At 62.9% G+C, this 25387-nt stretch carries 25 protein-coding genes; 11 read left to right on the forward strand and 14 right to left on the reverse strand.

What is annotated here, in order from left to right; all coding sequences use genetic code 11:
- The first annotated feature begins 96 nt into the window (after window positions 1–96).
- The 8 genes from phnG (at window position 97) to ABXR19_RS11820 (ending at window position 7382) form a co-directional block, all read left to right on the forward strand.
- On the forward strand, window positions 97–543 hold the full coding sequence (phnG, locus tag ABXR19_RS11785; RefSeq protein WP_354601330.1) for a phosphonate C-P lyase system protein PhnG: 447 nt from the start codon (window positions 97–99) through the stop codon (window positions 541–543).
- Window positions 543–1169, forward strand: a complete 627-nt coding sequence (phnH, locus tag ABXR19_RS11790) for a phosphonate C-P lyase system protein PhnH (protein ID WP_354601331.1) — start codon at window positions 543–545, stop codon at window positions 1167–1169. The genes phnG and phnH overlap by 1 nt, the downstream gene beginning before the upstream one ends.
- Window position 1170: 1 nt before the next feature.
- Window positions 1171–2295 (forward strand): carbon-phosphorus lyase complex subunit, encoded by a 1125-nt coding sequence (locus ABXR19_RS11795; protein ID WP_354601332.1) that lies wholly within the window; start codon window positions 1171–1173, stop codon window positions 2293–2295.
- On the forward strand, window positions 2292–3158 hold the full coding sequence (locus ABXR19_RS11800; protein WP_354601333.1) for an alpha-D-ribose 1-methylphosphonate 5-phosphate C-P-lyase PhnJ: 867 nt from the start codon (window positions 2292–2294) through the stop codon (window positions 3156–3158). Before ABXR19_RS11795 ends, ABXR19_RS11800 begins: the two co-directional genes overlap by 4 nt.
- Window positions 3155–3934: a phosphonate C-P lyase system protein PhnK gene (gene phnK / locus ABXR19_RS11805; RefSeq protein WP_354601334.1), complete on the forward strand. Its 780-nt coding sequence runs from the start codon at window positions 3155–3157 to the stop codon at window positions 3932–3934. The genes ABXR19_RS11800 and phnK overlap by 4 nt, the downstream gene beginning before the upstream one ends.
- A gap of 208 nt (window positions 3935–4142) precedes the next feature.
- On the forward strand, window positions 4143–4865 hold the full coding sequence (gene phnL / locus ABXR19_RS11810) for a phosphonate C-P lyase system protein PhnL (protein WP_354601335.1): 723 nt from the start codon (window positions 4143–4145) through the stop codon (window positions 4863–4865).
- Between the two features lie 172 nt (window positions 4866–5037).
- Window positions 5038–6186 carry an alpha-D-ribose 1-methylphosphonate 5-triphosphate diphosphatase gene (locus ABXR19_RS11815; protein WP_354601336.1) on the forward strand — a complete coding sequence of 383 codons (1149 nt, stop codon included), beginning with the start codon at window positions 5038–5040 and terminating at the stop codon, window positions 6184–6186.
- The gene (locus tag ABXR19_RS11820) at window positions 6183–7382 is read left to right on the forward strand and encodes an MFS transporter (RefSeq protein ID WP_354601337.1); all 1200 of its coding nucleotides are present in this window, start codon (window positions 6183–6185) and stop codon (window positions 7380–7382) included. The genes ABXR19_RS11815 and ABXR19_RS11820 overlap by 4 nt, the downstream gene beginning before the upstream one ends.
- Window positions 7383–7391: 9 nt before the next feature.
- Here the strand turns inward: ABXR19_RS11820 and ABXR19_RS11825 are convergent, their stop codons facing one another.
- The 4 genes from ABXR19_RS11825 to ABXR19_RS11840 form a co-directional block, all read right to left on the reverse strand.
- A complete protein-coding gene (locus tag ABXR19_RS11825) occupies window positions 7392–7619 on the reverse strand; it encodes a DUF2835 family protein (protein WP_354601338.1) in 228 nt (75 codons plus the stop codon).
- Window positions 7620–7659: 40 nt separating this feature from the next.
- Window positions 7660–8022, reverse strand: coding sequence for a hypothetical protein (locus tag ABXR19_RS11830; protein ID WP_354601339.1), 363 nt, complete (start codon window positions 8020–8022; stop codon window positions 7660–7662).
- A gap of 117 nt (window positions 8023–8139) precedes the next feature.
- Window positions 8140–9660 carry a fumarate hydratase gene (locus ABXR19_RS11835; protein ID WP_354601340.1) on the reverse strand — a complete coding sequence of 507 codons (1521 nt, stop codon included), beginning with the start codon at window positions 9658–9660 and terminating at the stop codon, window positions 8140–8142.
- A gap of 127 nt (window positions 9661–9787) precedes the next feature.
- Window positions 9788–10354, reverse strand: coding sequence for a TIGR00645 family protein (locus ABXR19_RS11840; RefSeq protein WP_354601341.1), 567 nt, complete (start codon window positions 10352–10354; stop codon window positions 9788–9790).
- A 91-nt stretch (window positions 10355–10445) separates the two neighbouring features.
- On the opposite strand from ABXR19_RS11840, the gene ABXR19_RS11845 reads away from it, so the two are divergent.
- Window positions 10446–11018 (forward strand): adenine phosphoribosyltransferase, encoded by a 573-nt coding sequence (locus tag ABXR19_RS11845; protein ID WP_354601342.1) that lies wholly within the window; start codon window positions 10446–10448, stop codon window positions 11016–11018.
- 26 nt (window positions 11019–11044) lie between these two features.
- On the opposite strand, the gene ABXR19_RS11850 is transcribed toward ABXR19_RS11845, so the two are convergent.
- From ABXR19_RS11850 to ABXR19_RS11885, 8 genes are all read right to left on the reverse strand, one after another.
- Window positions 11045–11971, reverse strand: a complete 927-nt coding sequence (locus tag ABXR19_RS11850; RefSeq protein WP_354601343.1) for a YwqG family protein — start codon at window positions 11969–11971, stop codon at window positions 11045–11047.
- 74 nt (window positions 11972–12045) lie between these two features.
- On the reverse strand, window positions 12046–12561 hold the full coding sequence (locus tag ABXR19_RS11855; RefSeq protein WP_354601344.1) for a hypothetical protein: 516 nt from the start codon (window positions 12559–12561) through the stop codon (window positions 12046–12048).
- A 4-nt stretch (window positions 12562–12565) separates the two neighbouring features.
- Window positions 12566–13621: an oxygen-dependent coproporphyrinogen oxidase gene (gene hemF / locus ABXR19_RS11860; RefSeq protein ID WP_354601345.1), complete on the reverse strand. Its 1056-nt coding sequence runs from the start codon at window positions 13619–13621 to the stop codon at window positions 12566–12568.
- A gap of 68 nt (window positions 13622–13689) precedes the next feature.
- Window positions 13690–14112: a hypothetical protein gene (locus tag ABXR19_RS11865; protein ID WP_354601346.1), complete on the reverse strand. Its 423-nt coding sequence runs from the start codon at window positions 14110–14112 to the stop codon at window positions 13690–13692.
- A gap of 314 nt (window positions 14113–14426) precedes the next feature.
- On the reverse strand, window positions 14427–14768 hold the full coding sequence (locus ABXR19_RS11870; protein WP_354601347.1) for a DUF2782 domain-containing protein: 342 nt from the start codon (window positions 14766–14768) through the stop codon (window positions 14427–14429).
- A gap of 28 nt (window positions 14769–14796) precedes the next feature.
- Window positions 14797–16854 (reverse strand): DUF1631 family protein, encoded by a 2058-nt coding sequence (locus ABXR19_RS11875; RefSeq protein ID WP_354601348.1) that lies wholly within the window; start codon window positions 16852–16854, stop codon window positions 14797–14799.
- An 8-nt stretch (window positions 16855–16862) separates the two neighbouring features.
- A complete protein-coding gene (rdgB, locus tag ABXR19_RS11880) occupies window positions 16863–17453 on the reverse strand; it encodes an RdgB/HAM1 family non-canonical purine NTP pyrophosphatase (protein ID WP_354601349.1) in 591 nt (196 codons plus the stop codon).
- Between the two features lie 48 nt (window positions 17454–17501).
- Window positions 17502–18695: a multidrug effflux MFS transporter gene (locus ABXR19_RS11885; RefSeq protein WP_354601350.1), complete on the reverse strand. Its 1194-nt coding sequence runs from the start codon at window positions 18693–18695 to the stop codon at window positions 17502–17504.
- A gap of 441 nt (window positions 18696–19136) precedes the next feature.
- On the opposite strand from ABXR19_RS11885, the gene ABXR19_RS11890 reads away from it, so the two are divergent.
- Entirely contained in the window at window positions 19137–19508 is a 372-nt protein-coding gene (locus ABXR19_RS11890) for a hypothetical protein (RefSeq protein WP_354601351.1), read from the forward strand.
- 254 nt (window positions 19509–19762) lie between these two features.
- Window positions 19763–22078, forward strand: a complete 2316-nt coding sequence (locus ABXR19_RS11895; RefSeq protein WP_354601352.1) for a sensor histidine kinase — start codon at window positions 19763–19765, stop codon at window positions 22076–22078.
- A gap of 176 nt (window positions 22079–22254) precedes the next feature.
- On the opposite strand, the gene ABXR19_RS11900 is transcribed toward ABXR19_RS11895, so the two are convergent.
- Together ABXR19_RS11900 and ABXR19_RS11905 are read right to left on the reverse strand one after the other, a co-directional pair.
- The gene (locus tag ABXR19_RS11900) at window positions 22255–23154 is read right to left on the reverse strand and encodes a substrate-binding periplasmic protein (RefSeq protein ID WP_354601353.1); all 900 of its coding nucleotides are present in this window, start codon (window positions 23152–23154) and stop codon (window positions 22255–22257) included.
- A gap of 240 nt (window positions 23155–23394) precedes the next feature.
- The gene (locus ABXR19_RS11905; protein WP_354601354.1) at window positions 23395–25287 is read right to left on the reverse strand and encodes an MFS transporter; all 1893 of its coding nucleotides are present in this window, start codon (window positions 25285–25287) and stop codon (window positions 23395–23397) included.
- Window positions 25288–25387 lie beyond the last annotated feature (100 nt).

The following is a 25387-nucleotide window of genomic DNA, read 5'->3' on the forward strand; positions in this document are numbered from 1 at the left end:
TTTCATGTACACCGGGAATAATCGACAACAACGCAAAAAAGAACCCGATCAACCACGCCAAGTTGTCTATACGTTTACACCAATATGGATACCTGCATGACTGACTACACCGACCGCCGCAGTGCGCTGGGCCTGCTGGCACGCAGCCCGGCTGGCTTGCTGGCCGAGCGCTTTGCGGCGCTGAACGAGACGCCTGCCTTCACCTGGCTGCGTCGCCCTGAAACCGGCATGGTCATGTTGCGTGCGCGCATCGGCGGCGATGGCGCGCAATTCAATCTGGGTGAAGCAACCCTGACTCGCTGCACGCTGCGCCTGGCCGATGGCACGGTAGGCGTAGGCACGGTGCGCGGGCGCAGCGCGCGGCAGGCCGAGATGATCGCGCTGTGTGATGCGCTGTTGCAACAACCGGAATCCGCTGCACGTGTGCACGCCGAGGTGATCACGGCACTCGCCACCGCCGAGCAGGCGCGCCAGCAGCAGCGCGCGACCGAAGTCGCCGCGAGCCGGGTCGATTTCTTTACCCTTGTGCGCGGAGAAGACTGATGAATCAGGCCGTAGAACTCGATCTCGCCCACCTGCAGCCCGGCTTTGCCGACCCCGTGCATGACGCACAGGCCTGCTTCCGCGCGGTGCTTGAAACGCTCGCCCGCCCCGGCCGCATCTGCCCGCTGGAAGCCCATCTGACATTGCCCGCCCCGCCGCCCGGTGTGGGCGCGGCGCAATCGGCTGTCTTGCTGGCGCTGGCCGACAAGGACACGCCGGTATGGTTGTCGCCCGCCCTGCGCGATGCGGCTGCCGGCCATTACCTGCGCTTTCACTGCGGCTGCCCGCTCACGACGGATCTGGCCGAGGCGCATTTCGTGCTGCTCGGCGCGCTGGTTGAATTGCCGCCGCTGGATGCGCTGCGTTTGGGCGAACCCGCGTTTCCGGATCGTTCCGCGACCCTGCTGATCGAAGTGGCGGAACTGAACGCAACTGGCCCGCTGAGCCTGCGCGGCCCAGGCATCGAACACAGCCAGGCACTTGGCGTCGGCGGCTGGAGCGCGGCCGCCAGCGCCTTCGTGCGCGAGAACCGGGCGCGTTTCCCCCTTGGCGTGGACATGCTTCTGTGCTGCGACACACGCATTGCCGGCCTGCCACGCACCACCCAAATCAAGGAAGAGGGCTGATATGTATGTAGCCGTCAAAGGTGGCGAACGCGCCATCACGCAATCCCACGAACTGCTGGCCCAAGCCCGGCGGGGCGACACCCGCGTGCCTGAACTCTCCATCGCCCAGATCCGCAGCCAGATGCGCCTGGCCGTGGCGCGGGTAATGGGCGAAGGCTCGCTGTATGACGAAGAGCTGGCCGCGCTGGCGATCAAGCAAGCGGCGGGCGATCTGATCGAGGCCATTTTTCTGTTGCGCGCCTATCGCACCACGCTGCCGCGCCTGGCCGACAGCCTGCCGCTGGACACTGCCCGCATGCGCATCGAACGCCGCATCTCGGCAGCCTTCAAGGATCTGCCCGGCGGCCAGGTGCTCGGCCCGACCTACGATTACACCCAGCGCCTGCTCGATTTCAGCCTGCTCGATGAGAGCACGCCGGCCAGCCCGGCCACGGTGGCCGATGCGGCACCGATCTGCGCGCCGCGCGTGAGCGATATTCTCGGCCAGCAAGGCTTGCTGGAGCAAAGCCGGCAAACGGGTGACGAGGCTGCGCCTTTCGACCTGACCCGCGAGCCGCTGCTCTTCCCGACAGACCGCGCGACGCGTCTGCAGAATCTGGCGCGTGGTGACGAAGGCTTCCTGCTGGCGATGGGTTATTCCACCCAGCGCGGCTACTCGAACACCCATCCCTTCGCTGGCGAAATCCGCTTCGGCGCGGTGCCGGTGGAAGTCTTCGTTGATGAACTGGGCTTTGCGGTGGAGATCGGCGAAGTGGAGCTGACCGAGTGCCAGTTGATCAATGATTTCGAAGGCAGTGCCACGCAGGCGCCGCACTTCACGCGTGGCTACGGGCTGGCTTTCGGCCATGCGGAACGCAAGGCGATGGCCATGTCGCTGTGCGACCGCGCGCTGCGCGCTGGCGAGCTGGGCGAAGACACCGAGCAGCCGGCTAACAACGAAGAGTTCGTGCTGAGCCACAGTGACAACGTGGAAGCCTCCGGTTTCGTGCAGCACTTGAAGCTGCCGCATTACGTGGATTTCCAGACCAACCTCGAATTGCTGCGCCGCCTGCGCGCGGAATGGGAGGCGGAGCGCGCGCTGCGTGTAGCTCGCGAATCGGTCAAACCCAAGGAGCTTGCCGAATGAACGCACCCATGCAAACCGGCTACAACTTTGCCTATCTCGACGAACAGACCAAACGCATGATCCGCCGCGCGCTGCTGAAGGCGGTGGCGATCCCCGGCTATCAGGTGCCGTTTGGCAGCCGTGAAATGCCCTTGCCTTACGGCTGGGGTACTGGCGGCATCCAGGTGACGGCCTCGGTCATCGGATCCAAGGATGTGCTGAAGGTGATCGACCAGGGTGCGGACGACACCACCAACGCGGTCAATATCCGCAGCTTCTTTCGCAAGGTGACCGGTGTCGCCACCACGGAGAAAACGCGCGAGGCGACGATGATTCAGACCCGCCACCGCATCCCGGAAACGCCGCTCGCCGAGGGCCAGACGCTGGTCTTCCAGGTGCCGATTCCGGAGCCGCTGCGCTGGCTGGAGCCGCGCGAGACCGAGACGCGCACGATGCACGCGCTGTCGGAATACGGCGTGATGCATGTGAAGCTGTACGAGGACATCGTGCGTCACGGCCGCATCGCCACGACCTACGACTATCCGGTGATCGTGAACAGCCATTACCTGATGCGCCCCTCGCCGATTCCGAAATTCGATAACCCGAAAATGCACCGCAACCCGGCCCTGATGCTCTTCGGCGCAGGCCGCGAAAAGCGCGTGTATGCGGTGCCGCCTTACACCGATGTGCGCTCGCTGGATTTTGACGACCACCCCTTCAGCATCGAACGCTGGGAAGCGCCTTGTGCGCTGTGCGCGGCCACGGATGCGTATCTGGACGAAGTCATTCTCGACGATGCCGGCGGCCACATGTTCGTGTGCTCCGACACCGAATACTGCGCAGACCGTCAGGCGGCAGGACATAAAGGAGAGATGGCAGCATGAGACCCACGAGTCCGCTTCTGCAGGTGCGCGATCTGGCAAAGCTCTACGGCAATCGCATCGGCTGCGAACAGGTCAGTTTTGATCTCTATCCCGGCGAGGTGCTGTGCATCGCCGGCGAATCCGGCTCGGGAAAATCGACCCTGCTCAACACTTTGGCATTCCAGTTGCAGCCGGACGCCGGCAGTGTGCTTTACGACATCCACGGCCAAGGCATGACTGATCTGGCGAGCCTGCCGGATGCGCGTCTGCGCGAGCTGTGGCGCACGGACTGGGGCTTTGTGCGGCAGAACCCGCGCGATGGTCTGCGCATGCGCGTGTCAGCGGGCGCCAACATTGGCGAACGCCTGATGGCCGTCGGCAGTCGCCATTACGGCAGCATCCGCGAGGTGGCGCTGGACTGGCTGCGCCGGGTGGAGATTGATGAGACGCGTCTGGACGACGCGCCAACGTCTTTCTCCGGCGGCATGCAGCAACGCCTGCAGATCGCCCGCAATCTGGTCACCGAGCCACGTCTGGTATTCATGGACGAGCCCACCGCCGGGCTGGACGTGTCGGTGCAGGCCCGCTTTCTCGACCTGCTGCGCCGGCTCGCAGCCGAACTGCACATCGCGGTGATTCTGGTCACCCACGATCTGGCCGTGGCCCGTCTGCTGGCCCACCGCCTGATCGTGATGCGCCACGGCCGCATCGTGGAAACCGGCCTCACCGATCAACTGCTGGACGACCCGCAGCACCCTTACACGCAGTTGTTGGTGTCGTCGGTGTTGGCGGCGTGAGCTTTAACACAACATTCGGCGCAATACGCTGCGCTCATTGACGCTTTACGAAGATGGCAAAACGTTGGCCGTTCGTGCTGAGCGTAAGGAGCGAAGCGAGTGAAGTCGAAGCATGAATGGCGGGGGCCAACCCTTCGACTTCGCTGCGCTACGCTCAGGGCGAACGGTGGTCCGGGCTTTACTTGATATTGGCATTACGGAGAATCCCATGCATGAATCCACCCTGATCAAGGTCAGCACACTCAGCAAACACTTCACCCTGCACCCGCAGGGTGGGGTGCGTATTCCGGTACTGGAGGAAATCTCGTTCGAGCTGGAGCGCGGCGAATGTCTGGTGCTCGACGGCCCGTCTGGTGCGGGCAAGAGCACGCTGCTGCGCTGTCTGTATGCCAACTACCTGGCCGCCAGCGGTCAGATCTGGCTGCGCGAAGCCGGCACGTTGGCGCGCATCGACATCACCCGTGCCAGCCCGCAGCAGATCATCGAACTGCGCCGCTCTACGCTGAGTTACGTGAGCCAGTTCCTGCGGGTGATTCCGCGCGTGAGTTCGCAAGACATCGTGGCCGAGCCGCTGCTGGCCATGGGCGCCGATCAAGCCGAAGCCCGCCAGCGCGCCGCTGGCCTGCTCGCCCGCCTGAATCTGCCCGAGCGCCTGTGGGCCTTGCCGCCGGCCACCTTCTCCGGCGGTGAACAGCAGCGTGTGAACGTAGCGCGCGGCTTCATCACCGAAAAGCCGGTGATGTTGCTCGACGAGCCGACGGCTTCGCTGGATGCCGCCAATCGCGCGGTGGTGATCGAACTGATCCGCGAGGCCTGCGCACGCGGCGCTGGTGTGGTCGGCATCTTTCACGACGCCGAAGTACGCGAAGCCGTCGCCACCCGCCGTCTGCCGGTGCAAGCGATCAGTGCGCCACTGGCGAATGCGGCCTAGCACTGTGCTGCGCAAAGTTCAGAACCGCCCCTCATCCGTCATTCCGGGTCAAGCCCGGAATGACGGTGTTGATTTGCTTTCATCAATTCAGAAACACGCTGGCCGCACCTTCGATGTGTCCTTAATAGCTCACCTGCCTCTTCGACCGCAGCATCAAACAGAGAATCTGCCCATGAAAACTCACCTGACCCACGCCCGTGTCGTCCTCGCTGACGAAGTGCTGGAAGACGCTTCCGTGCTGATCGAAGACGGCATCATCCGCGCCATCAATCCTGAATCCGGCAACGGAGCGCGCGAGATCTCGTTGCAAGGGCAATGGCTGATGCCGGGCATGATCGATCTGCATTGCGACGCCATCGAAAAGGAGTGCGAGCCGCGTGCCAAGGTGCTGTTTCCGCATGACTTCGCCTGCCTCAATATCGACCGCCGCAACGCCGCCGCGGGCATCACCACGCCCTTTCATGCCCTGTCTTTCGCCCATGCCGAATGGGGCGTGCGCAACAACGACACCGCCTGCGATCTGGTGCGCGCGCTGAAGACCTTCAAGCGGCAGGAGCTGGTCGATAACCGCATCCATGTGCGCTACGAGATCACCGACATTACCGCCATGCCTTACATCACCACCCTGCTGGACGAAGGCGGCGTGGATCTGCTCTCGATCATGGATCACACCCCCGGCCAGGGGCAGTTCCGCCACCTCGAAACCTATGTCGCCTACATGATGGGCAACCACGGCAGCAGCCGCGAGGCGGCCGAGATGATTGCCGAGGAAAAGCGCCAGGCCCGCGAAACCGCCGACGACCGTGTGCTCGCCGTGATGGGGCAGGCCCGCAGGCTGGGCGTACCCACTGCCAGTCATGACGATGACGACCACGCGCGCGTCACCACCATGAAGGAACTCGGCGCCTCGATGAGCGAGTTCCCGATCAATCTGGAAACCGCGCAAGCCGCCCACGCGGCCGGGCTGTCCACGATTTTCGGCGCCCCCAACGTGATGCGCGGCAGCAGCCAGTCCGGCAACATCCGCGCCATCGACGCGATCCGCGCCGGCGTGGCGGATTGCCTGTGTGCCGACTACGCCCCGGCCACCATGCTCGCCGCAGTCGAGGCCCTGCACATGCGCGAAGGCTTTCCGCTGCACGAAGCGGTGCGTCTGGTAAGCAAGGGACCGGCGCATGCCGCAGGGCTCACCGATCGTGGCGAGATCGCGGTTGGCAAACGCGCGGATCTGATCAGCGTGGCCCAGCCGGGCGCGCATGCCGCCATCAGCGCCACCTGGGTCGGCGGGCGACAGGTGTTCGCGGCGCATTACCCGCAATGAGCGCCGCGCCGGCACGTCTGTGGCATGTCGTGCCGGCGCTGGGCGTCACCCAGATCATCGGCTGGGGCAGCCTGTACTACAGCATCAGCGTACTCGCCAGCGCGATGGCCGCGAGTCTGGATTGCAGCTGCAGCTGGATCTTCGGCGCCTTCTCGGTCAGCCTTGCCACCTCGGGCCTGGCGGCCCCGGCCGCCGGGCGCGCCATCGATCGTCTGGGCGGGCGCGCAGTGCTGTGCGCCGGCTCGCTGCTCGCTGCCCTCGCGCTGGCGCTGATCGCGCTGGCCCCGAGCCTGCCCTGGTTCTTCGCGGGCTGGCTGCTCGCTGGCATTGCGATGGCCTGCTGCCTGTATGACGCCGCCTTTCCGGCGCTGAGCCAGCTTGCCGGCGCACACTATCGCCGCGCGCTGACCGCACTCACCCTCTTCGGCGGCCTCGCCTCCACGGCTTTCTGGCCACTGGCCTGGCAGCTCGAACGCAGCTTCGACTGGCGCACCGCCTTGCTGAGCTTCGCCGCTCTCCACCTGCTGCTGTGCTTCCCGCTGCATCGCTGGGTCTTGCCCAAAATCCCCCCGAAGCCGCCACGCACCGACTCCACCAGCGAGCCGGCAAGGCCCGGCTTGTCCCCGACCCTGCGCCGCAGCCTGATCCTGCTAGCCGCCGCCTTCACGCTGAATGCCTTCGTGTTTTCCGGCATCGGCGCCCATGTGGTTGGTGCCCTCAGTGCGGCCACCGGCGAGGCGACACAGGCGGTGTGGATCGCCTCACTGATCGGCCCGCTGCAGGTCACCGGCCGTATCCTCGAATTCAGCGTCGCGCGCCGACTCTCGGCCAGAATGGTCGGGCTGACGTGCTTTGCGCTGACGACGCTGGCGATGTTTCTGCTCTGGCAGGCCGCCGAGCTGAGCGTGCTGGCGCTGCTGTTCGTGATCATTTACGGCGCCGCCAATGGCGTGATGACCATCGTGCGCGGCACGGTGCCGGTTGAGCTGTTCGGTCGCGAGCAGTTCGGCCGCATCAACGGGCAGATCGCCGCCCCCGCCTTCTTCGCCAAGGCCTGCGCTCCGATGCTGATCGCGCTGCTGCTGGATCAAGGCGGTCGCTATACGCAGATGGCACTGGTGCTGGCGGTGATATCCGCGGCCGCCTTCGTCTTTTATCTGAAGGCGAATCAGGGGCTTGATCGTTCTGACAGCTGAGGCCTCGCCTTATTGCCCGCTCTTGCGCTGCAGCGTGGCGCCTTTGTTCTGCTCGTCACAACTCAGGGTGAAGTCACCGCGAATGCCATCGGCCTGAACGAACTGGCGCAGCAGGTTCGCCGGAAAACTCACGGTATGGCCATCCGCCAGACGGATCACGACCTGCGTCACCCGGCCGCGGTAATACGGCAGGTATTGCTCGGGCGAGATGTCGAGGCGGAAGTCGAAGTGTTTCATGCGCTGAATTTTGCCAGTCTCAAGCCTGCCTTGCAGCAGTTCAGTCGCCGCCGGCGCCGGTCTGCAGATCCCACTCGATCTGGCATTGCTCACATTGCGCGACCCATTGCGTGCGCGTTGCATCTTTGCGCGTACGGGTCTTGCCGCCACATTCCAGGCATTTGACGTGGTGCAGGCGCCAGCTCAGGTAAAGCAGGCCGCCCAGTACCAGTATGCCGAACAGGCCGCTCAGCACCCAGCCCAGCAGCGGATAGCCCTGTCTGTGCAGCAACAGGCCGCCGCTGATGCTCAGCGCGGCGGCAATCCAGATGGTTATGAAGCGGCGCTGCAGTGATTTCTGGAAACCTGGATGAATGCGTGACTGCATGCTGGAGAGCCGCTCCTGGATTTGTTTTTGAAGCATGCTGCCTGAAGAGCCTTGTCAGGCAGGGGTTTGTGGATGGTATGTCTGTAGATGCCCGCCCTGAGCGGTTATCCAGCCATTCAAGAAAAAGCCCGCATCGCTGCGGGCTTATCTTGATCAGACCACTTTGATGCCGATCTGGCTGATCCGGGTCTGCCATTCCTTCGGCCCGGTCTCATGCACCGAGATGCCGGTGGAATCCACGGCGACGGTCACCGGCATGTCCTGCACGGTGAATTCGTAGATGGCTTCCATGCCCAGATCTTCGAAGGCCAGCACGCGCGCGGCCTTGATTGCCTTGGAGACGAGGTAGGCGGCGCCGCCGACGGCCATCAGGTACACCGACTGGTGTTTCTTGATGGCGTCGATGCCGGCCGGGCCGCGCTCGGATTTGCCGATCATGCCGAGCAGACCGGTTTGCGCCAGCACCTGTTCGGTGAACTTGTCCATGCGCGTGGCGGTGGTGGGGCCGGCCGGGCCGACGACTTCGTCGCGCACCGGATCGACCGGGCCGACGTAGTAAATGAACTTGCCGGCCAGATCCACCGGCAGTTTCTCGCCCTTGTTGAGCATGTCGGTCATGCGCTTGTGTGCAGCGTCGCGGCCGGTGAGCATCTTGCCGTTCAGGAGCAGCACGTCGCCGGGTTTCCAGCTAGCGACTTCCTCGCGCGTCACGGTGTCCAGATTCACGCGTTTGCCCTTGGACGAATCATAGGTCAGGCTTGGCCAGTCTTCGAGTGACGGCGGATCGAGATAGACCGGGCCGCTGCCGTCCAGCACGAAATGGGCGTGGCGCGTGGCGGCGCAGTTCGGGATCATCGCCACCGGCAGATTGGCGGCGTGGGTCGGGTAGTCGATGACTTTGACGTCGAGCACGGTGGTCAGGCCGCCGAGGCCTTGCGCGCCGATGCCAAGGGCATTCACTTTTTCGTACAGCTCGATGCGCAGTTCTTCGGCGCGATTGCTGGGGCCACGGGCGATCAAATCGAGGATGTCGATCGGCTCCATCAGCGCTTCCTTGGCCATCAGCATGGCCTTCTCGGCGGTGCCGCCGATGCCGATGCCGAGCATGCCCGGCGGGCACCAGCCGGCGCCCATGGTCGGTACGGTCTTGAGCACCCAGTCGACGATGGAATCCGAGGGATTCAACATGGCGAACTTGGACTTGGCCTCGGAGCCACCGCCCTTGGCGGCGACGGTGACGTCGACCTTGTCGCCCGGCACGATGCTCATGTTGATCACTGCCGGCGTGTTGTCCTTGGTGTTCGTGCGTTTGCCGGCCGGGTCGGCGAGGATGGACGCGCGCAGTTTGTTGTCCGGTTGCAGATAGGCGCGGCGCACGCCTGCGTTGATGGCGTCGTCGAGCGAACCGGAAAAACCTTCCCAGCGCACGTCCATGCCGACCTTGAGGAAGACCGTGACGATGCCGGTGTCCTGACAGATGGGGCGATGGCCTTCGGCGCACATGCGCGAGTTGATCAGGATCTGCGCCATCGCGTCCTTGGCGGCCGGGCTGGCTTCCAGTTCGTAGGCGCGGGCCAGGCCCTTGATGTAATCCACGGGATGGTAATAGCTGATGTACTGGAGGGCGGCGGCGACGCTGTCGATCAGGTCGGCTTGCTTGATGGTGGTGGTCATGGGCTCTCTCTTTGCGCTGGTGGGGCTGTCGTAGGTGCGACTTCAGTCGCACTCCGAACGTGGGTGGCCGACTGAAGGCTCTCCTGAGCCTGTCGAAGGGTCGGCCCTGCGTTTTGTGCAAATTGCTTTAGTGTTCAAGCTGTTTGCTGACGACCAGCGTGCTGGTCATGATGCGGTCGGTATAGGCCATCACCAGCGCCGACACCACAAAGGTCAGATGAATTCCGACCTGCATCAGCACGCCGTGCTCCAGTTTGCTCAGGGAAAAAGGATCGCCGGCCTGGGCCATCTTGCTGCTTACCTCGATGAAGGTCTTGAGCAGGTGGATCGAGGAGATGCCGATCAGCGCGGTGGCCAGCTTCACCTTCAGCACCCCGGCGTTCACGTGTGAGAGCCATTCCGGCTGGTCGGGATGCTCGTCCAGATCCAGTTTGGAGACGAAAGTCTGATAGCCGCCGACGGTGACCATGATCAGCAGGTTGGCGACCATCACTACGTCGATCAGGCCCAGCACGATGAGCATGATATCCACTTCAGTCATCGAGTTCGCGCCGCCGACCAGGTGAATCAGCTCCTGCAGGAACTTGAAGACATACACGCCCTGGGCGAAGACCAGGCCGAGGTAGAGCGGGGCTTGCAGCCAGCGGCTGCCGAAGAGGAAGGCTTCGAGATGATGCGAAATGGGCTTTTTCATGGTCTCTACAGGGTCGATTAAGGGTTGCCGGGTCTGTGCCCGATCAGTAGGAAAGTATAGCAGCCGGCGTTGCTGCAGCCGGGCGGCTAGAATGCGGCAACCCATCGTTCAGGATACCGCCATGCTGCTTGACCCGAATGACCTGCGTGACCATATCCGCACCGTAGCCGACTGGCCCCAGCCCGGCGTGCAATTCCGTGACATCACCCCGCTGCTGCAGGATCCGGCCGCGCTGCGCGTGCTGGTTCAGCATTTCGTGCTGCGCTACATGCACCAGAAGATCGACGTGGTGGCCGGGCTGGATGCGCGCGGCTTCATCATCGGGTCGATTGTGGCCTACGAGCTGAACGTGGGTTTCGTGCCGATCCGCAAGAAGGGCAAGCTGCCCTACACCACGATTGCCGAGGAGTACGAGCTGGAGTACGGCAGCGCCACCGTCGAGCTGCACGCCGACGCCTGCAAGAGTGGCGACCGCGTGTTGCTGATCGACGACCTGATCGCCACCGGCGGCACCATGATGGCCGGCAAAAAGCTGCTGGAACGCCTCGGCGCCACGGTGGTGGAAGGCGCGGCGATTGTTGATCTGCCGGAGCTGGGCGGATCGAAGCTGCTACGCGACTCCGGCCTGAAGCTGTTTACGCTGGTGGATTTTGCGGGGCATTGAGACGGACGGGTTGTACGTCGGGGTGTTCAGTGGCAATCCCAGTTGTACCAGACCTTGTCAAAATCCAGCGTCTTCAAGTCCGCTTTGCGAATGAAGAAATTCGCGATGCCCACGTCGCCCCACATGACCTCGAAATGATCGTTCGAATCGGTATCGATCTGAAATAGCAGCTGCCATTCTTCGCCGCTGGCTGCATAGCCACGGGGATCCTCCTGAGTGAAGGCGGCGTAGCCTCCAAGTTTGTGGGTGGGCGACTGGCTGAGTGTTTCGAAGGCGTACTCTTCACTGGCTTCGCTCAAGTCGCCAAGTGGCGCCAGGATTTTCCTGAAGCGGTAGTCCGACGGGTTGGCGATGTCGCGGCCCAGCGAGAGGGCGATTGCCGTTTCGCCGCGGTGCGGGAGAAGCTCATCCGGTTTTGCTGCAGCACCCGGTATGGCTCCAGGTGCGGACTCATTGATTTCGCGGTGATAGATCACGGCGAAATTCTTTTTCATGGCCAGATAGCGTTCGAGGGGGAGCGTCTGGTCAATGAAATCCATGCCATACAAATCATCGTTGCCGATAAAGAATTGCAACAGCCCCGTGCTCGGGTAATCGGCGAGCTTGCCATCCAGCTCCGAAAAATTGATTTGCGCCAGAAAGACCAGCGGCTGGCCGTCTTTGCCGGTCGGGTAGGGCTTGCCTGCTGGCCACCAGGCTTGGCCGCCAAATCTGGATTGGCTGGCGCGCGTCGGTTTGTCTTTGAGCAGTTTGATGTGGATGGCGGGCAGGGCGTTCTGCTCGAGTAGCGCCTGTATCGTCGGCCACTCTGCGGGGATGCTTGGCGCCTCGGTGTGTGGCAGGTTCTGGCCCGGTTTTTCTGGCGATGCCCGGAGGAGAAGGACGGCGGCGACAAGCGTCAGGATCAGCAGGATGCTCAGCGACATGATGAATTTTCGCGGGGGGATGGGCATGGAGGAATGCTCGTTTGAAGCCGTCACGCTGGTGGATTTCGCAACGCGGACGCTGCAAATCTGATCTTGGCGATTTACCGCTTTACAGTCAGCGTCACCAGAAACGGGAACTCCTTGTCGGCGGACTGCCGGATACGGGCATCCGGCCCGAGCGTGTTGCTAATCGTAGCCTTCAGCGCCTCAAGATCCACGGCTTCGCAGCGCAGGTCGGCGGTGATGCGGCCTTCGTCTTCATATACCGGGAAGTCGCTGCAGCCCACGGGTTTGAGGGGCGTCGTGTAGACCGTGCAGCCGCAGCTTGCATCAAAGGCCGGGCAGGGGCGGCTGTGGGCGTAGTAGAGGCCATTGGCCGGGCGGATTTCGATCGGGCCACGGCCTGCGGCAAGGCGTTTGTCGAACTCCTTGCGTGATTCTTCCAAGCGCCACAGCCCCTTGGTCTGCGCCCAGTCGAGTTCAAGCACGAGCTTGTCGAGCTTGCAGCAGGGCGCTGCGCAGCTGGGGCAATGCGGGATGACGGCTGCGCTCTGGTAAGCGGCTGCGGCTGCGGCGAGTTCTTTGGCCAGATTGCGGCGTGGGCTTTGGCTACTCATCGGTTCAGATCCAGTCGCGCGGTGGCAGGAAATCGGTGTACAGCTTGGCTTCTGCGCTGCCCGGCTCGGGCTGCCAGTCGTAGCGCCATTTTACTTCCGGCGGCATGGACATCAGGATCGATTCGGTGCGCCCGCCCGATTGCAGGCCGAACAGCGTGCCGCGATCCCAGACCAGATTGAATTCCACGTAACGGCCGCGCCGATAGGCCTGGAAGTCGCGTTCGCGCTCGCCGTAAGGCCTGTCGCGACGGGCTTCGATGATCGGCAGGTAGGCCTTGAGAAAGGCGTCGCCGACATTGCGGATCAGGGCGAAGCTGTCGTCAAAACCGAGTTCGTTGAAATCGTCGAAGAACAGGCCGCCGACGCCGCGCGCCTCGTTGCGATGCTTGAGGAAGAAGTACTTGTCGCACCAAGCCTTGAAGCGCGGGTGCAGCTCGGGGCCGAAGGGCTCGACGGCCTGCTTGCAGGTGGTGTGGAAGTTGCGGGCGTCCTCCTCGACGCCGTAGTAAGGCGTCAGGTCCATGCCGCCACCGAACCACCAGGTCGGGCGATTTTCCGGGGCTGCGCCTGCGTTGCTGCCTGCGGGGGCTCCTCGCCGGCCGTCCATGGCCTGTCTCGTCGCCTCCTCGGCAGCGCCTTGGCTCGCTCCCGGAAAATCGCCCGACCGTGCCTGCGCTGGAGTGTCTTGGGGTGCAGAGAGGGTCTCGTCCTTCGGCCGCGCGATGAAGAAACGCACATTCATGTGCACCGTCGGGCAATGCGGGTTGCGCGGGTGCAGCACCAGCGACACGCCCATGGCTTCGAAGCCCGCGCCGGTCAGATCCGGCCGATTGGCGGTGGCGGAGGGCGGCAGTTTGTCGCCGAAAACGTGGGAGAAATTCACCCCGCCGCGCTCGAAGAAATGGCCACCTTCGATTACGCGGGTGATGCCTTCGCCGCCCTCTGGTCGTTGCCAGCGGTCTTCAAAAAAAGCCTGACCATCGAAGGCTTCCAGGGCGCTGACGATGTTGTGCTGCAGGCTGAGCAGATAGTCGCGGACGGGGCGGGCGTCGATAGTCATGGTGTTCGTCTGGGGGCGGAGGGGAAAATGTCACGCGGCTCTTTGAGCCTGGCCGCGCTGCGGAAACTTCAGTGGCTCCGGGACGAGCAGTATTTCACAACTTCTTCCAGCACTTTGCCGCAATTGTCGTTGTCCGGGGCGGCTTCCTCGCAGGTGTCGCCCAGCCAGCTCAGGTATTTGACGACATTGGAGATGCGCGGAACGTCCTCGCAGAATCCGGTCTGGACGCGGGTACTGCGAAAGCAACTGGAGGCAAAAGTTTTCGTTTCCAGCGTGCATTTGAAGCTGTCGCATGCCTTCAACTTGTCCAGTGTCAGCGCGTAACAGCTGCCGTCGTCTTTTGACTTGCCGATCGCGGCGCCTTCCTGAGCGGCGGTTTGAATGGCATCGACGTATTCACGTCCATAGTTGGACCACAGGATGAATCCGGCCAGCGCCAGTACCGCCAAAACTCCGAGCATCCACGCCCCAACTACCAGAAACACGCGCATGTTTTTTCCTTGAACGATGATTAAGGTCTGGCGTCCGGCTTTGTATTCGCAGCAGATCTTTCAGGGTGCTGAAGAGCCGCTGTGGGCGTGGCTCTTCAGCATGCCATGCCGGAGATAAAACATGGGCGCGGCTTCCATGGCAGGGTGGCTGTGGAAGTGCGTCTGATGCGGGTTCCAGGCATGCTCTGCGCCACAGACGCGGACATAAACCGGAGATCGCGCCGGGTTGCTACTTGTGCACAGCGGACTTCAATCAGTCAATCCAGAGTGGCGTGCGCCTGAACTAGACTCCTGCACGTCACGCTGGATTGGTCTTACCAGCTCAGCAGCACCCACTGAGGCATGACGAAGCCCTTGTCGAGGTCGTTGAAGCGTTCGAACTTGCCGTTGCGTTCTTTCGAAACGAGGTAATAGGGTTTGCCGATGCGCGGGGTGATCTTGATCATGTAGAGCTGGCCATGTACGCGGTATTCCTCGTAGCGATCATTGCCCCGGTTGCGGATGGTGACTTCCGGTTCGACGCCGCCGATGTCGGGCAGGCCGCTGGGCGGAGGGGGCGGCGGCTCGGGCAGGGGTTCGAGTTTTTGCGCCAGGGCAAGGCCGCACGCAAGGCTCAGGATGGTGGCAAGCAGGCTCAGACGGTGGGTGTTTTTCATGATGTGCTCCCGCAGTGGGATAAGTACTTCAATGATAGCGGGCGATGGCGGCTTCGGCAGCGCGTTCGAACACGCCATCGGGCAACAAGGGCGTCGCAGCTTTGTCTACGGCGCGGGCTTGCAGCCAGCGTTGCGGGAAGAGGAGGGTGAAATCGCTGTCTGGATCGGCCGCCAGCAGCAGGCGCGGAGTGCCGCCGGTCCAGCCCACGCACAGGCGGCGCGGGTCGGCATCGGGCAGGCTCAGCTGCAGCCAGCTGCCGGCGGCCAGGGCATTGATCCACTCCGGCAGCGCGCGTTCGGCCTCGAACTCCGGCGCCAGACGCACAACGTACATGCCGGGGGTGTCAGGAACGGTTTCAATGCGCGGCGCGCTGGCGATTTCGAGTTTGTCCACCTCGCTAATCGCCGGCGGCTTGCCCTGCATGACGGCCGTGTGGCATTCCACAAAGCTCTGGAAGGCGCGCTCGCGCAGCTTCTCTGGCGTGCCGATGGCATCCAGCCCGGCGCGCAGCTGGGCGATCATTTTCGGCAGGCTGGCGACCAGTTGTTGTCGCGCTGCGGCATCGGCCTTGGGCTGCACGCTGTCCACCAGTTGGTTGGCAGTGGTCAGGGCGCGGAACCAGGGCTCTGACTTCTCGCCGGCATGCTGATGAATGGCAGCCAGCACGCGGACCCACAGTTGTTCGAGAAAGGCGCGTACCGGCACCGGGACATCGCCCGCGCACAGCGCGCGAATCGCCCGTGCCGCGCGGCTGCGCGAATGTTCGCGGCGTGCTTCGCTGTCGGCCAGAGCCAGCAGGGCCACGCTGCGCCGGGTCAGATTGTCGCGGCGGGCGGCATCCAGTGCTTCGAGCGGTGCGCTGGCTTTCGCGAAGACCTCTGCCTCGCGTTCGAAATCGCGCTGTACCGCGTGCGCCGCAGTCTCGATGGCTCGGCACACCGGATGATCCGGCAGTGCGGTCGGTGGCAGGCTCATGGCCAGTCGCAACAACACGTCGAGCAGCTGCCGCGCCGGGTGTTGCGGGTCGGTGAGTACGCCGGCATCCAGCAGGGCCAGCTTGGAGAGCGGCAGACGCAGGCGCTCCAGACTCGGTTTGATCGAGGCGCACAGTTCGGGGTCGGTCGCCAGTACATCGAAAGACAGGCCGATGGCATCCAGTGCGGCATTGTTATCCGCCGGCAGCAGGCTGTTGAGCTCGGCGAAGTTGGTCGCCGGGCCGCTGTCGCCATAAGGCTGGGCGGCGGCCGTTTGCTGGCGTTCGTTGAGCCAGATGAAGACACGTTCCATGATGGCTGCAAGCAGACTCGGGTCGATCTGCAGGCCCCCGCCACCACCATATCCACCGCCACCGCCACCGCCACCGCCACCGCCACCGCCACCGCGCCGGCGCAGCAGTGCGCCCTGCAGGCGGCCGAGGGGATTGTCCGACACGCGTTCTTCGGAGAGCGAGGCCTGGCCTGCCTCTCCATAGCCCATGCCGGAAGAGTCGCTCTGGGAGTGGCCTGGCGAGGCATAGCCTGCTTGTGGGCCGTCGCCACCGGATCGCAGCAGGGACTGCGGCGCCACGCCTTCCGTTTGCAGCGTGTCCGTAAGCCGGGTGTACAGATCGCGTAGCGCCTTGACCAGATGGACTTCGACCCGGCCCGGCAACTCCAGGCGTGCTTCGCCAACCAGTTCGCCCTCGTCGCACATGGCGCGCAGCGCGATGCAGACGGCCTCGGGGCCGACCGGCAGTTGCTCGGGGGTCGAGTTGTCCTGATCCAGCAGGCGCATGAACAGCAGATGCAGACGCGGTAGTTCGCGGTCGCAGGCATCCGCCAGGCTGTGGCTCAGATTGATCAACGCCACCGTCAGATCCATATCTTCCGGGTGCACCAGGCTGATGCGTGACGCCGTCATGCTGCGCAGCTTCTTGAATTCTTCCTGATTGTGCAGGCCCGCCAGCTCGTCGAAAGCGCGGCCGGCGTGGCGGCTCAGCGTATCGACCAGTGCCGGGCTGCGGATGCCGATCTCGGCCACAGCAGCGACCAACGCGGCCGCGAACTCGGTGCGGCAATCAGCCAGCAGGGCGGTGTGATCGGCCATGGCGGGTCTCAGCTCTCCAGTTGCAAACGTGCCAGCAGCTGGCGAAAGGCGCTGCCGCGATGGCTCAGGGTGTTCTTCAGCGCGGGCTCCAGTTCGGCGGCGGTCTGCTCCATTTGCGGCAGGTAGAAATAGGGGTCGTAGCCGAAGCCATCCGCGCCGCGCGGGGTGTCGATGATGTGACCATGCCATTCGCCTTCGGCGATGATGGGTTGCGGGTCTTCGGCATTACGCACGAAGGCCAGCACGCAGACGTAATGCGCCCGCCGGTCTTCTTCGCCAATCAGCTTTTCGACCAACAGGGCGTTGTTGCGCTCGTCCGATTTCGGTGCGCCGGCAAAGCGTGCGGAATGCACGCCCGGTGCGCCGAGCAGGGCGCTGACGCAGATGCCTGAATCATCGGCCAGTGCCGGCAGGCCGGTGTAGGCGGCGGCGTGGCGCGCCTTGGCCAAAGCGTTTTCGATGAAAGTGCAGTGCGGCTCGTCCGCCTCCGGTACGCTCAATTCTGCCTGCGGGATCACGTCCCAGCCCAGCGGGGCGAGGAGGGCCTGAAATTCACGCAGCTTGCCGAGGTTGCCTGAGGCGAGGACGAGTTTTTTCATGGTGGCAATGGCCGGAGTGAAGTGAATAGGCGGATTGTAGTCCCGGAATCAGATCGTCTGTTTGCGCAGCACCCGTCGGTTCAGCAGGTAACAGCCGAGCGCTAGCAGCCATGACGCAGCCATTCCCAGCGCCAGGTGGCGCGTCGTGTCCCACAGCAGTGGCGAAATCACGCCGGCGCCGATGGCCATGGTCAGCGTATGGATGAAGCCCTGACAGCTGGCGGCCATGCCGCGCCGATCCGGGAACATGTCCAGGGCCATCAGGGTCATGCTCGGGAAGGCCAGATTCAGCGCCAGGGTGTGGATCGTCAGTTGTGGAATGCGCGTGATGATCAGATCCGGCAGCAGCCAGTTGGCCAGCAGATTCAGGATGGCGGCCGTGGCCGAGATGCAGAAGGCAACACGGATGATGGCGGCCGGCTTGAGGCGATGCGACAGGCGCACGGCGAGTAGCGAGCCGCTGATCATGCCGGTCACCAGGGGCACGAAGAGCCAGCCAAACTCGGTCGGGCCGAGCTTCAGATGTTGCATCAGGAACACTGGCGCCGACATCACATACAGGAAGAAGCCGGCGAAGAAGAAAGACATGGTCAGCGCCATCAGCACGAAAGCCGGGTTGCCGAGGATCTGCACATAGCCGGCGAGCATGTGGGCCGGATGCAGTGATTGGCGTTTCTCTACGGGCAGGGTTTCGGGCAGGAAACGCAGGGTCATCACCAACTGCGCCAGGGCCAGCACGCTCAGGAACACGAAGATCGCGCGCCAGCCAAACCATTCGCCCAGCGCCCCGCCAAGAATTGGCGCAATCGCCGGCGATATGGCGAAGACCATCGCGATGTGCGACATCAGGCGCTGCGCGGCCGGCCCGTCAAACAGATCGCGCACGATGGCGCGGCCGACGATCACGCCGGCGCCAGCAGACAGGCCTTGCAAGGCGCGGCCAATGATCAGCACATGCACATTCGGCGCAAACACGCAGACCAGCGACGCCAGGCTGAACAGGATCAGGCCTGCTACGATGACCCGCTTGCGCCCCAGCGCATCGGAGATCGCGCCGTGCCACAACATCATGATCGAGAAGGGCAACATGTAGGCGGTGAGCGATTGCTGCATGGCCACCGCATCGGTCGCCAGATCCGCCTGCATCGCTGGGAAGGCTGGCAGATAGGCGTCAATCGAAAACGGGCCGATGGCGTTCAGGAAAGCCAGCAGCAGCGCCAGCATGGCGTAGGAAATTTTCATCGGAAGCTTTTTTATGTGGCCGGGCGGCCGGACTGAGGAGGATAGTTCGCAGGTCGAACCCTAGCACGCAGCGCAGCAAAAGTCGCTGCCATGAAGAGCCTCTTCTGACCTGTGTCTGCGAGGCATCAAGTCGCAGAGCCGCACGGGGCGTGGCTGTACAGCATGGCTGCTTGAAGAAGTCCGTCAGGAGAGGCTCTTCAGGCAGGTTTGAATGTGACGAAAAGTTCAGCTTGTCGGTCGGTGCGGGTGCAACCCTGCCGCAGAGTAGAATGTCGCCCTGCGGCATCTGCGCCTGCGGTCGGATCGTGCTTTCCTGTGGCGCGTCTTTGACGGCAAGCTGCGCGTGCAGCAATTCAGCGTAAAGAGTCATCGCTCGGAGTAGCCCGGCCCCTTGCCGTGGAGCCCGAGTATCGGGCCAGATCAATTCCGGAGGAGAAGTCTGTGAAAGCAATTTTCGTGATCGGTTTGCTCTCGTTTGCCGCGACTGCGCAGGCCGACGTCAGCGGCAAATACACCAAGCAGAACGGTGAGGTTGTGATCCGTCAGAAAGGCCAGAGTGTCGATTTTTCGATCAACTCGGTTACCGGACAGGGCGGTTTTCCGACCACTTGCGGCCTTGAAGGCAAGCTAGCGATGATTGATGCCGAGCGAGCCACCTACACTTCGCCGGACAAGAGCGAATCCTGCTCGGCGACGCTGAAATTTGCCGGCGACGATCTGGAAGTCAGCACCCGCAATTGCGCGAGTGCCTGCGCCGAACGTGCTGTGGGGAGCATGGATGGTGCGTACCGGAAAAAGCGCCTGAGTAAATAACTGTTGCTGGAGGCGGCCGGAGAGGCGCACGCCGCCTCGCTCTGCAGCAGCCCTATCCGCATCGCTATTTCCCACGCGCTTGTGCGCGAATGGCATGACTGCCTTCAGGGCAAAGCCCACAGGACGGCACAAACCGGCTCTCGCCGTTCGAAGTTATTGCCTTTCATCGGACGTAAATGCCCGTCAGTCTTGGCTTTCAAATACCCAGCCATTCATTTAGGCTCTGTATGTCTGATGAGCTTTCTGGAGTGTCAGTGACGGGGTTTTTCAAACGATTCGTGGATCAGTGGGAAGGCAGCTTCCGTCTGCGCATGATGGTGGCCATCATGGGCGGCATCATGCTGGCGGTGTCGCTCTATAGCGGCATCCTTTTCCTGCGCAACGCCCAAGTCTACGAGCAGGAGCAGAAGGCCCGCGCGGCGCGTCTCGCGGATCTGCTGGCTGAATCGCTGGCGCATCCGATGTACGAGTACAACGAAATGGCGGTGAGTGCCGGGGTGCAGGCGCTTGAATCGCATGCCGATGTGCGCAGGGTGAAGGTCATCGACAGTGCCGGAACCGTGGTGATGGATCGTGGCGAGCAGGTTCCCGGCGGCGAGGTCCTGCTCTCGGTGACACGCAACATCGTGTATTCGACACCGCGTCAGCAGCGCGAAGTCGGCCGCATTGAGCTGTCGTTTTCACGCAGCTCGCTGGATGCCGGCCTGTATCGCAGCATGCTTGAAACCGGCGCTGGCGGTTTGCTGATGGCGCTGGTTACGGCGGCTGCAGCATTGTGGATGTTTCGTTCTTCGACCCGGCCACTGAACCAGATTGCCGAAGGGCTGGATCAGCTGGCCGCTGGCAATGTCGGCGCAGCGCTGCCAGCGGAAGGCCGGACGGATGAGTTCGGGCGGATGATCAGTGCGATGCATCGTTTCCGTTCCACCATCATTGAGCGCAAACAGGCCGAGCAGGCGGTGTACGAGGCGGATCAGCGGCATCGCTCAGAACTCGAGCAAACCGTGACGCAGCGTACCGCCCAGCTCGCCGAGGCGAAGGATGCGGCTGAATTGGCCAATCGTGCCAAGAGCGCTTTTGTGGCCAATATGAGTCATGAGATCCGTACCCCACTGAATGCCGTGCTGGGGCTGGCGCGCAGCGTCATGCGCGAGAGCCACGGGCGCAAGGCCGGGGTGCAGGCGCAGCAGATTCTTGAGGCCGGCGAACACTTGCTCGGGGTGATCAACGAGATTCTGGATTTTTCCAAGCTTGAAGCCGGCAAAGTAGTGATTGATCCGCATCCCTTCGAATTCGTTTCAAGCATTTACAAGAGTCTGGATCTGGTGCGCGAACGTGCCCGGGCCAAGGGTTTGATGCTCAGCAGCCAACTGGCCCCCGATCTGCCGGGCTGGGTGATGGGCGATCAGTTGCGCATCGAGCAGATCCTGCTCAACCTGCTGTCGAATGCGGTGAAATTCACCGAAAAGGGCGAAATCTCCCTGGCTGTGACTTACGCTGAACAACACGTTTGTTTCCGGGTGAGCGATAGCGGTATCGGCATGAATGCAGAGCAGCTCTCGCGCTTGTTTCGTCCTTTTGAACAGGCGGACAGTTCCACGACGCGGCGCTACGGCGGCTCAGGTCTGGGGCTGGGGATCAGCCAGAGTCTGGCGAAGCAGATGGGCAGTGAGATTCTGGTGGAAAGCACGGAAGGACTGGGCAGCGTGTTTACGCTGAGGCTGTTGCTGGAAGAGACTCCCGCAGAGCAGGACCGGGCTTCGTATCTGCCCTTGAATCAAGGGCCGGGCTTGCCGGGGCTGCGGGTGCTGGCGGCAGAGGATGTCGAGTTCAATCGTGTGGTGCTCGACGACCTGCTCAAGTTTCATGGTGCAGAGGTGGTTTTTGCCGAAAACGGCCGCATCGCGCTCGATATGCTCACGCAGCAAGGCGCGCAGGCCTTCGATGTCGTCCTGACGGATATACAGATGCCGGTCATGGATGGCTACGAGCTGGCGCGTCTGGTGACTGCCAGTTTTCCTGGTTTGCCCGTGATTGGCCTGACCGCGCATGCCATGCGCGAGGAGCGCGAGCGTTGTCTTGCCGCAGGGATGCTGGCGCATGTGACCAAGCCGATCGACGAAGGGCTGCTCATCGAAACCTTGCGCAAGCACACCCACAGCGGCCTTGCCGCCGAGGCAAAAGCCCCGCCGCTCGGCCCGACAGTGTCCGAGCCCAAGGCCCTGATTGACTGGAATGCCTTGCTTGAACGCTACAAGGGGCGCTCCGCATTCGCGGAAAAATTGCTGGGTATCCTGCTCGACACGCATGGCGCAACGCCGGAAAAACTACGCGCGCTGGTGGCGCAGCAAGATCTGGAGAGTGCGAGCCGGATTTCGCATTCCCTCACCTCCCTGGCGGGTAGTGTGGAGGCGGGCGCCTTGTCGGCCGCCGCCGTGCAGGCTGACCTGAGTGCGCGTGAAGGTCGGCCGGATGTGGCCGAACGTATGCTGGCCCTTGCGGATGAACTCGATGCGCTGTTGCAGAGCTTGCGTGAGCGGGCGGAAACGCTTGAAAGTCGGCTTTATTGATTCGGCCCGATTCAAGTTTGAAACGTAGGTGCGACTTCAGTCGCACGCCATGCTCGGCTGGCCGACTGAAGTCGGCCCTACGACCGGCACGCGTCACTATTTGCGTGCCCAATCAATAGTCGGCGATCGTCAGGCGTCCTGGCCGGACACAAGCCTGCGCCGGCGCCCAGCCCGGATCACTTGCGCTTCTTTTCACGGCCGGCAGGGAAAGTTGCCTGGCACAATCCGCCGGGGGCGTAGGGGTCGAACCACAGCTCTGATCGCTTCAGGGGGTGAAGGGATGAAAGTAGAGGATTGGGGATGTGAATCATTTTCCGTCCACACAGTTTCGCCTTGGCGAGAATGTCCTCATGAGCGCGAATCACCATTTTTTGCAGGCTGCCGTCGCGAACCAGCTTCTCCATGCCGAGCGTGATGCGTTCGGCCAGCTTGGGATATTTGGGCGAAACGAAGATGTAAGTCGGCAGCGGCATATCGAGCAGCAGACCACTTTCGATGGCCAGTTCGGGATATTGGCGCGAGAAATCGGCATGTTCGATAAAGGCTTCGCTGATGCTGCGCGGGAAATAATCCAGCCGTTGGGCCAGCAACATGCGCACGAGAGCCTCCTGATTCGCGGCAAATTCAAGTTGCAGGCCGTTGGCTTCCATCACTTTGCGCGAGGACCAGCCAAGCCCGACGCCGAGCCGCAGCTGGCTTAGATCGTCGAGTGAATTTACCTTGGAAAATCGGGCCTGGGCCCCCTGACGAATGAGGCCGATGCGCAGACCGGAGAGCCCCATATCCACCGGAATCCAGATGGGCAAGGTCTGCTCTTCCCAGTCCAGCTGGCTGGCGGCGATGACGACATTCACGTCATGGTCGTTAAGCAGATCTTCGAGCAGGCGGGCGCGTGCCATCGGATGCTGCACGTGTTCGATTTTCCACGGTCCATAACGCGCTTCGCTGCGCCGCAGGGCTTCCAGGAGTACCGTTTCCGTAAAGGGCGTGGTCATCTGGGCTGCTTCGCGTCGCGCCAGACGAACCAGATCTTCCGCGCCCACTGCGCCGACTGCGGCAAGCTGCAGGGCGAACAAGACAAGGATTCTGCGGAGGATGAGGAGTCGCGGGCGCATGGGCTGGTGATGGTTGGCAAGCCTGAAGTCTGAGGTCAATACCTTGTCAGAATGGCAGCAGTCGGCTTTCTTTGCGAGGATCTTCGCCCCGGTGGGCAGCGCCGCGGGACACAATTCACAGTGCCGCTGAAGAGTCCCTCCCCGCTTGCATGTGCGGGCAAGGCGGCTGTAGACGCCCGCTGGAAGCGGCTCTTCGACTGCCTACTGTTGATCACCGCGTAGCCCCTGCACGATGTCGTGCAGTGCCACAGGCGTGAGATTCTCGGGCGATACCGGCGCAGAAACGATCAATTCGATGTGGTTGAAGAAGCCCCGGCGCAGCGGTTTGCTCATGGCTGCGCCATCCTTGCGCGAGAAGAAGCTGCCCCACATGCCGCGCAGCGCCATCGGCACGACCGGCACCGGATTGCGTTTGAGGATTTTGCTGACGCCACCCTTGAAGGCTTCAATCTCGCCCGTGTCGGTGACGCGGCCTTCGGGGAAGATGCCGATCAGCTCGCCGGCTTCCAGCGTGGCGGCGATCTTGTCGTAGGCGGCGATCAGCACGCTGCGATCTTCGCGCGCAGCGGCCATCGGAATCGCGCCGATGGTGCGGAAAAAGTAGTTCAGGCCCGGCTTGGCGTACATGTTGTAGTCCGCCACCCAGCGGATCGGGCGGCGACACATGGCCGAGATGATCAGCGCGTCGATGAAGCTGGGGTGGTTGCAGACGATTAGCGCGCTTCCTTGTTCCGGTACGTGTTCGAGGCCGCTGGCGCGCAGACGATATACCGTTTTGATCAAGACCCAGACGATGCAGCGGATCAGGAACTCCGGCACGAGCCCGTAGATATACACGGCCACGGCGGCGTTCATGATGGCGGTGGCGAGGAAGATTTGCGGAATCGACAGGCCGTGGCTCAGGGCCAGTGCAGCAAAACCGGCCGAGGCGACCATGAAGGCGGCGTTGAGGATGTTGTTGGCGGCAATCACGCGCGAGCGCTCGCCGGGCTCCGAGCGTTGCTGGATCAGCGCATACAGCGGCACGGTGAAGAAGCCACCGGCTACGCCGATCAGCAGCAGATCGGCAAGGATGCGCCAGTTCGCCAGATGGCTGACGAAGGCCATCAGATCGGTGGGCGCCGGCACGCCGCTCGGGCTGGCCAGCCACAGGTCGACGCCGGCCAGGCTAAGGCCGATGGAGCCGAGCGGCACCAGACCGATTTCCACGTGCTTGCCCGACAGGCGTTCGCACAGGAAGGCGCCGAGTGCGATGCCGACGATGAAGGTGCCGAGCAGGGCGGTGACCATCATCTCGTTGCCGCCCAGCACGTCCTTCACGAAGGGCGCGAACTGGGTCAGGAACAGCGCACCGTAAAACCAGAACCACGAGATGCCCATGGTCGAATGGAAGACGGTGCGGTTCCGATAGACGAGGCGGATGTTGCGCCAGGTCTCGGTCAGCGGATTCAGGTTCACACGCAAATCGGGCGCCGAGGGCGGCGCATCCGGAATGCCGCGACTGGTCAGATAGCCGGCGATGGCGATCAGAACACAAGCGACGCCGGCATAGATCGCACCATCCGGCTTGATGCTCATCAGCACACCGGCCAGCAACGAGCCAGCGAGGATGGCGACGAAGGTGGCGCTTTCCACCCAGGCGTTACCAGCGACGAGTTCGTCTTCGTGCAGATGCTGCGGCAGGATCGAATATTTGAGCGGACCGAAGAAGGTCGAATGCAGACCCATCATGAACAGCGCCGCCAGCAGCAGTTCGCCATGCGCCGTCGCGAAACCGAAGGTGGCGAGCGTGGCGATGCCGATTTCGATGGCTTTGATGATGCGGATCAGACGCGCTTTGTCGTACTTGTCGGCGACCTGCCCGGCCATCGCCGAGAACAGGAAGAAGGGCAGGATGAACAGACCGGCCGCCAGCTGCACGATCATCGCCGGTTCCATGCCCATGACCTTGCCGGTCTTGAAGGCGACCAGCAGGATCAGCGCGTTCTTGAACAGATTGTCATTGAAGGCGCCGCAGAACTGCGTGGCAAACAGCGGGCCGAAACGGCGCGCGGTGAGCAGCTGCGAGGTGGAGCGGGACGGGTCTGTGGACATGGGGTGAATGCCTGATTTATCTGGGCGCAGGATAGCGCAAGTATTGGTTTGCGTAGGGCCGACTTCAGTCGGCCATCCACGCGTGGCGTGCGACTGAAGT

It is taken from the genome of Uliginosibacterium flavum, from assembly GCF_040566545.1.
In the GTDB taxonomy this organism is placed as follows: Bacteria; Pseudomonadota; Gammaproteobacteria; order Burkholderiales; family Rhodocyclaceae; genus Uliginosibacterium; species Uliginosibacterium flavum.